11 protein-coding genes and 1 pseudogene are annotated in these 11,613 nt (G+C 70.5%); 7 read left to right on the plus strand and 5 right to left on the minus strand.

The window, feature by feature from the left end; translation table 11 throughout:
* Positions 1–1,545, plus strand: a pseudogene (locus BJF83_RS23715) (alkaline phosphatase D family protein); the annotation flags it as partial.
* A 138-nt stretch (positions 1,546–1,683) separates the two neighbouring features.
* Here the strand turns inward: BJF83_RS23715 and BJF83_RS23725 are convergent.
* From BJF83_RS23725 to BJF83_RS23740, 4 genes are all read right to left on the minus strand, one after another.
* Positions 1,684–2,577 (minus strand): Scr1 family TA system antitoxin-like transcriptional regulator, encoded by an 894-nt coding sequence (locus BJF83_RS23725; protein WP_083678683.1) that lies wholly within the window; start codon positions 2,575–2,577, stop codon positions 1,684–1,686.
* A 542-nt stretch (positions 2,578–3,119) separates the two neighbouring features.
* On the minus strand, positions 3,120–3,344 hold the full coding sequence (locus BJF83_RS27150; protein ID WP_075928068.1) for a hypothetical protein: 225 nt from the start codon (positions 3,342–3,344) through the stop codon (positions 3,120–3,122).
* A 192-nt stretch (positions 3,345–3,536) separates the two neighbouring features.
* Positions 3,537–4,235 (minus strand): metal-dependent transcriptional regulator, encoded by a 699-nt coding sequence (locus BJF83_RS23735; RefSeq protein ID WP_075928069.1) that lies wholly within the window; start codon positions 4,233–4,235, stop codon positions 3,537–3,539.
* A gap of 99 nt (positions 4,236–4,334) precedes the next feature.
* Positions 4,335–5,453 (minus strand): hypothetical protein, encoded by a 1,119-nt coding sequence (locus BJF83_RS23740; RefSeq protein ID WP_075928070.1) that lies wholly within the window; start codon positions 5,451–5,453, stop codon positions 4,335–4,337.
* Positions 5,454–5,711: 258 nt separating this feature from the next.
* On the opposite strand from BJF83_RS23740, the gene BJF83_RS23745 reads away from it, so the two are divergent.
* Complete coding sequence (locus BJF83_RS23745; protein ID WP_075928071.1) at positions 5,712–7,514, plus strand: bifunctional UDP-sugar hydrolase/5'-nucleotidase; 1,803 nt, start codon at positions 5,712–5,714, stop codon at positions 7,512–7,514.
* A gap of 332 nt (positions 7,515–7,846) precedes the next feature.
* Positions 7,847–8,407: a DUF1062 domain-containing protein gene (locus tag BJF83_RS23750; RefSeq protein ID WP_075928072.1), complete on the plus strand. Its 561-nt coding sequence runs from the start codon at positions 7,847–7,849 to the stop codon at positions 8,405–8,407.
* A 262-nt stretch (positions 8,408–8,669) separates the two neighbouring features.
* Here the strand turns inward: BJF83_RS23750 and BJF83_RS23755 are convergent, their stop codons facing one another.
* Positions 8,670–9,290, minus strand: a complete 621-nt coding sequence (locus tag BJF83_RS23755) for a TetR/AcrR family transcriptional regulator (RefSeq protein ID WP_075928073.1) — start codon at positions 9,288–9,290, stop codon at positions 8,670–8,672.
* Between the two features lie 113 nt (positions 9,291–9,403).
* On the opposite strand from BJF83_RS23755, the gene BJF83_RS23760 reads away from it, so the two are divergent.
* The 4 genes from BJF83_RS23760 to BJF83_RS23770 all read left to right on the plus strand — a co-directional run bounded on the left by BJF83_RS23760 (position 9,404) and on the right by BJF83_RS23770 (position 11,407).
* The gene (locus BJF83_RS23760) at positions 9,404–10,066 is read left to right on the plus strand and encodes a DUF998 domain-containing protein (RefSeq protein ID WP_075928074.1); all 663 of its coding nucleotides are present in this window, start codon (positions 9,404–9,406) and stop codon (positions 10,064–10,066) included.
* A gap of 134 nt (positions 10,067–10,200) precedes the next feature.
* The gene (locus BJF83_RS23765) at positions 10,201–10,623 is read left to right on the plus strand and encodes an SPASM domain-containing protein (protein WP_075928075.1); all 423 of its coding nucleotides are present in this window, start codon (positions 10,201–10,203) and stop codon (positions 10,621–10,623) included.
* 2 nt (positions 10,624–10,625) lie between these two features.
* A complete protein-coding gene (locus BJF83_RS27155) occupies positions 10,626–10,826 on the plus strand; it encodes a hypothetical protein (protein ID WP_143832058.1) in 201 nt (66 codons plus the stop codon).
* 50 nt (positions 10,827–10,876) lie between these two features.
* Positions 10,877–11,407, plus strand: coding sequence for a protein kinase (locus BJF83_RS23770; protein ID WP_143832059.1), 531 nt, complete (start codon positions 10,877–10,879; stop codon positions 11,405–11,407).
* Positions 11,408–11,613 lie beyond the last annotated feature (206 nt).

Genomic DNA, 11,613 nt, shown 5'->3' on the forward strand with positions numbered 1-11,613 from the left:
TCCACGCGGCGACCCGCCGCCAGTTGCTGGTCGGCGGCGCGGTCGGGTTGAGCGCCACCGCCCTGGGCGCCCTCGGCGCGCGAGGCCCAGGCGGCCACCACCTCCCGTGCGAGCCGGATCGCCGATCCCTTCACCCTGGGCGTGGCCTCCGGCGACCCGTTCCCCGACAGCGTGGTGCTCTGGACGCGCCTGGCCCCCCGGCCGCTGGCCGACGACGGCCGCGGCGGCATGCCGGACTGGCGCGTCCCCGTCCAGTGGCAGGTGTCCGAGGACGCACGGTTCCGCCGGATCACCGCCACCGGAACCGTGGTGACCGAACCCGGCCAGGCCCACGCCGTGCACGTGGAGGTGGAGGGTCTGCGCCCCGGCGCCGAGTACTTCTACCGCTTCCGGTGCGGCCGCGAGATCAGCCCCATGGGCCGGACCCGTACCGCCCCGGCGCCCGGCGCGCGGGTCGACCGGTTCGCGTTCGCCTTCGCCAGCTGCCAGAGCTACACCAGCGGCCACTACACCGCCCAGGCGCATCTGGCCCGGGAGGACCTGGACCTGGTCGCGTTCCTGGGCGACTACATCTACGAGACCGGCGACCAGGGCGAGATCGGGCGCGGTCACTACCCGGAGCGGGAGATCAGGACGTTGGCCGAGTACCGGCTGCGGCACGCCCAGTACAAGTCCGACCGCGACCTCCGGGCCGCGCACGCCGCCTTCCCCTGGGCGGTGGTCTTCGACGACCACGAGTTGGAGAACAACTGGGCCGACGACCGCTCCGAGGACGGGGACGTGCCGCCGGAGGAGTTCCTGCGGCGCCGCCAGGCGGCGTTCCAGGCCTACTACGAGCACATGCCGCTGCGCCGCGCCCAGCGCCCGACCGGCCCGGACCTGCTCCTGTACCGCAGACTCCGGTTCGGTGATCTGGTGGACATGCACCTGCTGGACACCCGCCAGTACCGCGACGTGCAGGTCCCCGACGCCGACCGCGGCGACCCGAACCGCACCCTGCTCGGCGTCGAGCAGCGCCAGTGGCTGCTCGACGGGCTGACCGGCTCCCAGGCTCGCTGGAACGTCCTGGCCCAGCAGGTGTTCTTCTCCCAGCGCGACTTCGCGGACGGGGACGCCGTCAACGTCAGCAACGACGCCTGGGACAACTACCGCGTCGAACGCGACCGTGTCCGCGACCACCTGGCCTCGGTGGACAACCCCGTGGTCGTCACCGGCGACGTGCACGCCAACTACGTGGTCGACGTCAAGGCCGACTTCGACGATCCGACCTCGGCCACCGTCGCCACGGAGCTGGTCGGCACGTCCTTCACCAGCGGCCGGGACGGGGCCGAGCAGTACCCGACCGACGCGGTCCAGCTCCGGGAGAACCCGCACATCCACTTCATCAACCGCAGGCGCGGCTACGTGCGCAACGTCCTCACCCCGACCGAGTGGACCGTCGACTACCGCGTGGTCGACTACGTCTCCGAGCCCGGCGCCCCCATCGCCGACCGAGCCCGGTTCGTCATCGACGCGGGCACGCCCGGGGCGCGGCCGCAGGGGTGAGCCCCGGCGGACGCCGACGGCTGGCCCGGCAAGACCTCCTGGAACCGGCTCCGCGTGCCCAAGAGTGAGGGGTCGCCGTGCGAACCGGTGCGGCCACGGCCGCACCGGTTCTGTCTCCTCACCCGAGGGGCTTTCACATCACCGTGCCTGGGCGGTTCGGACAGAGGTCAGGAGCGCCTCCCACTCCCGAGGGCCGAAGCCGAGGTGGCCGAGTTCCCGGTGCCGGGTGTCGCGGACCAGCACTCGTTCACCCTCCCTGACCTCGACACACTCGCTACGGGCGCCGCTGTAGGTGGACGTGTGCCACTCGCCGGTCCGGTTGATCACTTCAAGCCTCCCATGGCCTTCGTCATCACTTCCCGCGACGCTACGGAGGGTGGGACGGTCCCGGAACTCCAGGAGCCGGAACGCACCAGCAGCAGCACCGTAGTACTGGGTGTCCGCTGGCAGGACCAAGACTCTCACGGTCCCGTCGGCGTCCAGCGCGAGAAGGTGTTCCAGCTGATCCCGCATGACCCCCGGACGGTCGACCCGAGCGTGCACCACGGCCTCGCTGATGATGGCGACCATACGGGGGTTGCTCGCTCGACGAAGGGTGTCGAGGCGGCTCACCCGTAGGTTCACGAGCTGTTCGATCTCCTCCTCGGAGTCGAGCGGTCCACCGTCGCGGAAGATCTGCCACGCGTACTCAGGCGTTTGCAGCATGCCGGGGACCAGTCCGGGGTTCCACATCCTGATCCCGGAACTCTGCTCCTCCGCCGTGACGATCTTGCGATGCCAGTCGGGATCGTCCTCGGTCCGCTTCGCCTCCGCCCAACGGCGCAGGAGATCGCCGTTCGTGGCGAACAAGGCTTCGGCCTCGTTCAGAAAGTCCTGTTTTGGTGCCCGATAGGCGTTCTCATATTTACTGATGGTTGACGCACCGTAGCCGGTTTCCCTGGCGGCCTGATCAAGCGTGAGCCCCTGCAGCTCGCGGAGTCGCCGGAGTTCCTTGCCGAAGCTTACCCATGCTGCCATCACATTCTCTGGCATGAAGAAAATTTTCCAGGGAAGCTCTACATTCCTGTACAGATTCCATCAGATTCCCCTCGGAATTGGGAAATCCATTGAACGTGCGGCCGTCGGCCACGACGATGTCATCGCAGCCAGGAGTGGGGTTGGGGCAGTTGTTCTCGCGACCTTCGCCTGGCTGGGATCCGACCCAGCCCCCTTGGGTCGGGCCCGGGTCGCCTCGCCTGAGAGAGGCGAGGCGGCCACCATCGCCTCCGCTTCGCCCTTCGGTGGAAGAGGGGTGAAGCGGAGCAAGAAGGACAAAGCCAGAAAAGCCCCGGCGTCGATTCGACCGACCCGGGGCACGGTCCCACTTCCAGCGAAAAAGAAAGGAAAGACAAATGCACTGTACCGCCCCGATCCCCGAACCGCCACGGCTCCCCAAACGCCAGGGCGGAACCTCGACGATCTCCCGTCTCGTGGTCGGCTCCGAACCCGGCGACGTAGCCGACCAGCAGGTGCAGCCAGAACACGAACGGCTCCGCGGCGGCGGGCGCGTCCCAGACCTCGATGTTGATCAGCGCCTACGGGAGCGCGCCGAGCACCGCTGCCGTGATGCCGCCTGCGGCGAGACGGCGCAAGAGGGAACGGTGGCGGTCGGGCTCCTCCAGTAGCCGGCGCCGGGCCGCCCACACACCGGTCATGAACGGGAAGACCGAGATCACGACCAGCAGCATCAGACCACGGGCCAGGTCGGGGGTGAGGGAGCGGGAGGAGCCGGACCGGGGCGCTCCGCCCGGGGGCGACACGGGGTCGACGGCGGTGGGGTCGGTCCTGGAGGCCGCCCGACGACTACGTCGACGCTATCGTCGACCAGGCGATCCTGCCCGCGCTGGGAGCCTGACGGATCGGACGCGAAGAACCCGCCGGGCTCCAGCCGATGCGGTCGTGCCGAACGGTCCTTCTCGCCGCGTCGGCGTTCGGGGCCAGCGCCCCACCCGCTACTTGGCGTCCGGGGAGATCCACAGCGCCTCGGCCGCCACCAGACCGAGGGCCTGGGAACGCTCGGGCAGCTCCTCACCGGGGCGCACGGTGATCTGGATCGATCCGGCGAACGGCTGGCGCTCCACCACCTCGACGGACATGCCGATGCCGATGTCGATGTCGGCCAGGTACCGCAGCAGGTCGGGGTCGTTGTCGTTGACCCGGACGATCGCCCCGCGCGTGCCCTCCTCGGCGTCCGACAGCAGCAGCGACTCGCGCTCGACGATGTCGCCGTCGCGGGTGGGGATCGGGTCGCCGTGCGGGTCCACGACCGGGTCGCCCAGGTGGGCGGCGATGCGGTCGACGAACTTGTCCGAGACGACGTGTTCGAGGATCTCGGCCTCGTCGTGCACCTCGTCCCAGGAGTAGCCGAGCTCGGCCACCAGGTAGGTCTCCAGCAGCCGGTGCCGCCGCAGCACCGACAGCGCCGCCCTGGTCCCGGCCTCGGTGAGGCTCACCGCTCCGTACCGCTGGTGTTCGACGAAGCCGAGTTCGTTGAGCTTGCGGAGCATCCCCGACACGGACGAGTTGGACACCGACAGCCGCTCGGCCATCCCGGAGATGGTCACCGGTCCGGTGCCGCGCTCCTGGAGGTCGTAGATGACCTTCACGTAGTCCTCGGCCGAGGTGGACGGCCTGGTCGGTGTGTTCCCCATATTCGTCACCGTATCGTGGCCGGTGATCGGGTGCCCACGCCCGCGCGCGGCCCGTGGACGACCAGGTCGTCCGCCCGGACACGGCGGTCCGCCCCCCCGTCAGCCGGGCGTGAGGGCCCCGGCGACCAGCAGCATCACCAGCACGGCCGCCACCGCGAGCGCCGCGAGCGCGTAGTGTCGGGGCCGCGCGGAGCCGGGCATCCACCGGATCGCCGCCGCCGAGGCGGCCAGCGCGGTGACCCCCACGGGCAGCAGCGCGCGCCAGGCGCGGTCGAAGGAGTCCAGGGGCAGGTAGGCGTCCGCCCCGTACAGGGCCAGGATCAGCGCGGGCAGTCCGATGACGGCCGCGCCGACCCCGACGAGCAGCGTGAAGCGGTTCTGGGCGTCGGTGCTCTGAGCGACCGCGAAGGTCGACATACTGCTGAGCAGGGCGTGCAGCCGCGACACCTCCTCACTGAGTTCGCCGGCCATCGCCTCGCAGTGCCGCAGGCCCAGGCCGTGGGTGGACGCCCAGTCCGGAAGGGTGTCCGCGTCCACGCGTGCGTCGGAGTGCAGCCCGTTGTGGTCGTAGACCGTGTCGTTCCACAACCAGATCCACAGGCCGTCGCGCAGGGCCGCGGAAGCCTGGTCGCGGGCCTGGCCCACGGCGGTCGCGAGTTCGAGGGCGGCGGCGAGGAGGGGTCGCAGGGGCTGGCCGGAGCGGGCGGCGAGCTCGTCGGCGATGCGGCGCTCCAGGTCGTAGCGCAGGGCACGCAGTTGGGCGACGGCGTTGCGCGACCCCTCCGCGAACGCCTTGCCCGAGGCCACCACCACCGACCTGGCGTCACCGTCGATCCGGTGGGCCGGGTGGGCGAGCGCGCGGACGAGTTCGTCGTCGACCTCGGGGGCGACGTCGTGGTCGGCGTGCCAGCCGTCGGCCTCGTGCCAGACGGCGTTCAGGACCAGGGTGACCTCCGGGCCGACGGTCTCCTCCGCGTCGCCGTCGGCGCGCTCCCGCGCGGTGACGCGGAGCTGACCCACGACCACCCTGCGCCGACCGGGCGTGCCGACCACGCGCAGGAGGGGTACGGCCAGGAGGACCTGGGCGGGGGCGAGGGGGGTGTGCTGCGGCTCCTCGGTGTCGGCGGCGGTTCGGGCCGTGAGGAGGGCCCGCACCCCGTGACCGGTCTCGGGGGGCGCCCCCTGGAGGACTTCGTGCCGGTTTCGCAGTGAACGCATGCGAAGAGGCTAGAGGGCGGGGAATCGTCCCGATTCCCCCTCCCCGGCTCCTTCCGGGCCGCCGGGGCGGTCTCGCCTGGTGGGGCCTGGCCGGACGCCATCCGGTCACCGGCGCCGCTCCGCCCCCAACGGCCGCGCCCCAGCTGAGGCGCGCGCACCCAACGTGCACTGATCGTTAACAAGCGCACGCTTCCCCGACGCTCCCGTTGTCCCTACGCTGGGTGCCTTTCGTGCCCCCACACCCCGGAGGTGGACCCCATGGCCGAGGACCCCCATATGTCCCGACGCGGCGCCATCGGCGCGCTGAGCGCCGCGAGTGCGCTGGCCGTCGCGGGATGGCCCGACACCGCCGCCGCCTCCTCCTCGGCCAGGGACGCCCTCATCACCGTGATGGGCACGTCCGACCTGCACGGCTACTGCCTCAACTGGGACTACTTCCGCGACGCCGAGTACGCCAACGACGCCGGTGACCACATCGGCATCGCCAAGGCGTCCAGTCTCATCGAGCGGATCCGCGCCGAGCGCGGACGCCGGAACACACTCCTGTTCGACTCCGGCGACACCATCCAGGGATCGTCCCTGGCCACGTTCTACAACACCGTCGAGCCGTTCACCGAGACCGGCGAGGTCCACCCGATGGCGCGCGCGATGAACGCCGTCGGATACGACGCGGTGGCCCTGGGCAACCACGAGTTCAACTACGGCGTCGACCACCTGGCCGCCTGGATCGAGCAGATGGACGCACCGGTGCTGGGGGCCAACGCCGTCCACCACGGGACCGACGAACCCGCCTACCGGCCCTACGCCCTCAAGCGCATGCGCGTGGACTGCGCGAACCGGCGCGGGAGGACGCCGCTGGTGGTCGGCGTGCTCGGACTGACCAACCCCGGTTCGATCCTGTGGGACAAGCGTCACGTCGAGGGCAAGCTGGAGTTTCGCGACCTGGTCGAGTCAGCGGCCCACTGGGTGCCGATCATGCGGGCGCGCGGCGCCGACGTCGTCGTGGTCAGCGCCCACTCCGGTGACAGCGGCGTCTCCTCCTACGGCGACGACCTGCCGGTCGAGAACGCGTCGGCGATGGTGGCCGAGCAGGTGCCCGGAATCGACGCGATCCTGTTCGGACACGCCCACCGGGACGTCCCCGAACGGTTCGTGACCAACCGGGTGACGGGCGAGCGGGTGCTCATGTCGATGCCGTCGTACTGGGGGCGGAGGCTGTCGGTGATGGACCTGGCGCTGCGCCGCGAACGGGGGCGTTGGCGGGTGGTGGCCAAGAGCGCGCTGGCCCTCAACGCCAACACGGTGGAGGAGGACCCGCGCATCGTGGCGGCCGTCCACGCGCAGCACGCCACGACGGTGGCCTACGTCAACCAGGTGATCGCCACGTCGGTGGAGGAGTTGAGCGCGGCCGAGGCCTGCTGGCGGGACACCGCGATTCTCGACTACGTCCAGCACGTGCAGATGGAGACGGTCCGCGCCGCCCTGGCGGGCACCCCCGAGGGCGACCTGCCGGTCCTCTCGATCGCCGCGCCGTTCAGCCGGTCGGCGGTCTTCCCCGCCGGTGACGTCTCCATCCGCGACATGGCCGGTCTGTACATCTACGACAACACGCTGCTGGCCAGCGAGCTCACCGGTGCGCAGGTCCGCGCCTACCTGGAGCACTCGGCCCGGTACTTCGCCCGGGTCGCCCCGGGCGAGGCGGTCGACCCCGAGGCCATCACCAACGCGGGCGGGACTCCGGACTACAACTTCGACCAGGTCGCGGGGCTGGACTACGAGATCGACATCTCCCGCCCCGAGGGCGAGCGGATCACGTCGCTGACCCTGGACGGGCGCCAGGTGGCCGACGACCAAAAATTCGTGATGGCGGTGAACAACTACCGGCAGTCCGGGGGCGGCGACTTCCCGCACATCGCCGACGCACCGGTGGTCTACAACCGCCAGGTGGAGGTGCGCCAAACCCTGATCGACTTCGCCACCGCCAGCCGGACCATCGACCCGGCGCAGTTCCACGCCGTCAACTGGCGCCTGGTGCGGGAGGGCGAGCCGGTCTTCGGATAGCCCCACCCACGTTCTCCGTCGCCCGGTGCGGATCGGGGGCGACAAGCCCCGGCGACCCCGTCGCCCTCGCCGCGGTGGGGTCTCGGCGGCGAGGGCGACGCTTCGGTCGGAAAACCGGTTGACCCCTTCTGCCGGATTCTCGTAAGTTGCCCGAGACCTTCACCGTGAGAACTGAGGACACGACCGCATGACCCCGCCTGCTCTGTAGACCTGACACCTTCTTCCGCTCACGGCCGACCCTTCGGTCGGCTCCGCCGGGCTGCCCTCGCGCGCCCGGTCGAACAGCGTTCGAGGCCGCGCGCAATCGGCCTCGTGTCAGGTCTGGAGAGACCATGTCCTCACAACCTCACAGCGTGCTGTCCTGGGTCGTTCGTCGGACCGGGCTGCCCCTGCTGTCCTCACGATGCGTGGCCTGCCGGTCGGAGTCGGCCACCGCCGGCGAGGGCAGGTTCCGCGTCAACGCCAACGGCCATCTGCTGGACGTGTGGCTGCTGGTCCGCTGCGTGTCCTGCGATCGGACGAGCAAACTCACCGTGCACGAGCGGATGCCGGTCAGATCCTTTGAACCGTCCGTGCTCGACGGCTACCACGCCAACGATCCGGAGTTGGTGGCGTCCCGGCTGCTGGATCCCTTGCTCGCCCGACGCAACCGCTTCACCCTGGACTGGACGGGGGCCTGGCGGCTGGACACACTGTCCGCGCCATCCGAGGAGGCGTGGCCGGTCCGGGTGGAGGTCGTCTTCGAGGATCCGGTGCCGGTGCGCCCAGAGCGGCTCATCGCGCGGGGGCTCGGCCTCAGCAGGAGCGAGGCGGCACGCCGGATCAAGAGCGACGTCTCGCTGCGCCGTCCGACGAGCTCCGGGTTCGCCTTCACCTTGGTGGCCGACCACTAGGCGTGTGCCGTGGCTGCTGCCCGTCCCGAGCGGCGTCTCGGGGGCTGCTGTCGGGAGGTCGAAGAACGAGTGCCCCTGCTCTGCCTGCTGAGCCGTGTCGCACAGCGGGGCCCGGGTGGGGTCCTCGCGACTGACGGGAACACGGCGGGAGCCGTGCCGGGGCGTCGCGCAGCAAGGCAAGTGTCCGCGGCCTGGTGGAATGCGGCCGGGGCGGCCCGCCCCGGCCGCATTCATGTCTGCCGTGCGGCCCCCGGGTGAGAGATCAGCGGTAGGCGCCGAGGAAGGCACGCACGCCGGCGGCGGCGTAGCGGTCGATGTCGGCCCGGGTGTGCTGGGGTCCGCCGTGGAACATGGCCTGGTTGACGGGGATCCACAGCAGCAGCCCGGAGAAGTGGTTCGCGGCCAGGAGGGGGTCGTCGATCCGGAGCAGTCCGCGGTCGGCCAGGCGTTGGAAGGTGGTCGCCAGCGTGGCCAGCACCCGCTCGAATCCGCGCTCGTACCAGGTGGCGCCCAGTTCGGGGAAGGCGTCGGCGTTGGCGATGATCAGGCGCCGCAGCTGGAGGACCTGGGGCTGGGTGAGGGTGGTCAGGAGCCGGTGGGCGAGCCGGGTCAGGTTCTCCTCCAGGGTGTCGGCCTCGGCGGGGATGTGCGCCACCAGGTCGATCATGGCGTCGACCTGGGCCGTGGTGGCCAGGACGACCTCGCGGAACAGTTTCTCCTTGTCGGTGAAGTGCTTGTAGACGGTCTGTTTGGACACGGCGGCCAGCTTGGCGATGTCGTCCATGCTGGTCCCGGGGTAGCCCTTGGCCATGAAGACCTCGATCGCGGCCGTCACGATCGCCTGATGTTTGCGTACCGACCGGCTCTGGGCGGTCTCCTCCACGTCGCCTCCTTCAGTTTGAGTACTGGACAGTCTAGTTCTTCAGCTAGTACTGTGCCGTCCAGTTCCAAATCAGTACTGGACCGTCCAGTACCAATGCGAGCAGGAGAACTCCGATGTCCCAGAACCACACCGCCCCGGCGATCCCCGCCCCCAGCCGGTCCCACCTGCGGTTCCTGCTGCCGGGAGGTGTCGCCGCGGGTCCCCTGTTCCTCGGCGCGGGCCTGCTCCAGGGCCTGACGCGTGAGGGCTTCGACTTCGGCCGCAACGCCCTCAGCCAGCTCAGCCTTGGCTCCCTGGGATGGATCCAGATCGGGGTCTTCCTCGCCACCGGCGCGCTGCTCATCGTCGGCGCGGTCGGAACACGGCACGCGATGCGCGAAGCGCCCGGCGGCGTCTGGGCACCATGGATGATCGCTGTGTTCGGCGCCTCGTTCCTGGTCGCCGGGGTCTTCACCGCCGATCCCGGCGCCGGTTTCCCGGTCGGCGCGCCCGAGACCGCGCCCCCCGCCCTGAGCGGGCACGGCGCCGTCCACATGATCGCCGGAATGATCGGCTACCTCGCGCTGTGCACCGCCTTCCTCATGCTGGCCCGCTACTTCACCGCCCGCCGGGCACGCGGCTGGGCCCTCGCGTGCCGCTTGGTGCCGCTGTCGGTCATCGCCGGGTTCGCCGCCTCCGCCGCCACCGTGGCGGCCTTCACCGCCGGAGCTGCGATCGGGCTGCTCTGGCTCAGCGCGGTCCTCCTGCGTCTGGCCGCCCAGCCCCAGCGGCCGTGACCGGTACGGATCGTCGCGAGAACCTTGGCCCGCGCCGCTGACCAGGCACAGGGAACCCGTGCGGTGGCTCAGGTGCGGGCACGGCCTGGGCGATCGCCGCGTATGCCGGTCGACGGGTCTTCCGTGCGCGTGGCGTGGTCAGAGCCGACGGGACGGGGTGCCGCCTGTTCGTCTGCGGTGGTGGCGCACCCGGCGAGCGCGCGATCGCCCAACTCAAGAACGTCGACCGGGTCCGGCCCTTCGGCCGCGGCGCGGACGGGAACCCCCGGGAGCCGGACGCGTCCGGGCTGTGCGGGAACTGCGGAGACGGACGGGCCTCCATAGGCCCGGACGGCACCGTGTCCCCGTGCGTGTTCTCGACGTGGATGGGCGTGGGTGACATCCGCCGGGTGCCGTTGGTCGATATCCTCACCGGGCCTGAGATGAACCTGGCCCAGGGAACGATCCGCGCAAGCAGGGACCCGAAGAACCCTCCACCGAACCCGATCCCCTGCGGCCCCGACAGCGACATCTGCAAGCCCGGCGGCCCGCCGAGCTGGTGCAACCCACGAAGGTGATCATGGACGAGCAGATCACGAAGCTGATCGCCCCCCACACAGGAACCATCGGCCTGAGCGAGGCCGTCACGGACGGGTACGGGGGTGCGACCACGGCCGTGATCGAATCCGACCAGGGCCGGGTCTCGTCAAGGCCACCCCGAACACCCCGGGCGGGCACCTGGAGGCGGCCCGGCGCGAGGCCGCGGTCAATCCGTTCGTAGTCGGGGTGGCCCCTCAGGTGCGGTTCACGGTCGAGGATCAGGCGTGGTTCGTGGTCGGTTTCGATGCGATCGACGCCCGCGCCACTGATTTCACCCCGGGGTCGGAGGACCTACCGGTGGTGATCGACACCGTGAACCGGGCGTGTGGGGTGTCCTTGCCCGCCATGCTGGCCAAGGAGTGGGAGGAAACCCGGTGGGACCGGTTCGCCACCGATGAGGAGCGGTCCCTGTTGAAGGGCGACACGCTCATCCATACCGATGTCCACGGGCGGAACCTGCTCATCGACACCGGCGGCCGGGGGTGGTTGGTGGACTGGGAATGGCCCACGGCCGGGGCCGCGGTGATCGTGTCGGGGTGTCTCGCGGTGCAGTTGGTGTCCGCCGGCCATTCCCCTGCGTCCGCGCAGGAGTGGGTGGCCCGCACGCTCAGTTGGCAGGAGGCCACCCCGGAGGCGTGTGCCGGGTTCGCTCGGGTGAACGCTCGGATGAGCCGGTGGTTCGCTGAGATGCGTGGGGAGAACTGGTTGAAGGCGATGGCCGAGGCCGCGGACCGGTGGTGCGAGCACGTGACGGGCCGCTGACCCCGTCCGGTTTCGGTCACGTGTCCTGCACCCGGGTGCGGCTACTCTGGAGAGGTCGCGACATGGAACCGACCCCCGCCAACTGGGATGGCGGGGGTCGGTTCGTTCGTTCAGCGATGTCAGCGGGTGGTGCGCACCGAAGTCAACAGCGCTGCCCACTCGCCAGCGGGCATGTCGAGGTGCCCCAGGTCCCGGTTCTGGGTGTC

The sequence above is a fragment of the Nocardiopsis sp. CNR-923 genome (genome assembly GCF_001942255.1).
GTDB lineage: Bacteria > Actinomycetota > Actinomycetes > Streptosporangiales > Streptosporangiaceae > Nocardiopsis.

Excerpts from the sequence above, each read along its gene's own strand:
- BJF83_RS23740 (WP_075928070.1), bottom strand. The coding sequence starts at position 5,453 with ATGCGTTCACTGCGAAACCGGCACGAAGTCCTCCAGGGGGCGCCCCCC.
- BJF83_RS27155 (WP_143832058.1), top strand. The coding sequence starts at position 10,626 with ATGGACGAGCAGATCACGAAGCTGATCGCCCCCCACACAGGAACCATC.
- BJF83_RS23735 (WP_075928069.1), bottom strand. The coding sequence starts at position 4,235 with ATGGGGAACACACCGACCAGGCCGTCCACCTCGGCCGAGGACTACGTG.
- BJF83_RS23745 (WP_075928071.1), top strand. The coding sequence starts at position 5,712 with ATGGCCGAGGACCCCCATATGTCCCGACGCGGCGCCATCGGCGCGCTG.
- BJF83_RS23750 (WP_075928072.1), top strand. The coding sequence starts at position 7,847 with ATGTCCTCACAACCTCACAGCGTGCTGTCCTGGGTCGTTCGTCGGACC.
- BJF83_RS23725 (WP_083678683.1), bottom strand. The coding sequence starts at position 2,577 with ATGCCAGAGAATGTGATGGCAGCATGGGTAAGCTTCGGCAAGGAACTC.
- BJF83_RS23760 (WP_075928074.1), top strand. The coding sequence starts at position 9,404 with ATGTCCCAGAACCACACCGCCCCGGCGATCCCCGCCCCCAGCCGGTCC.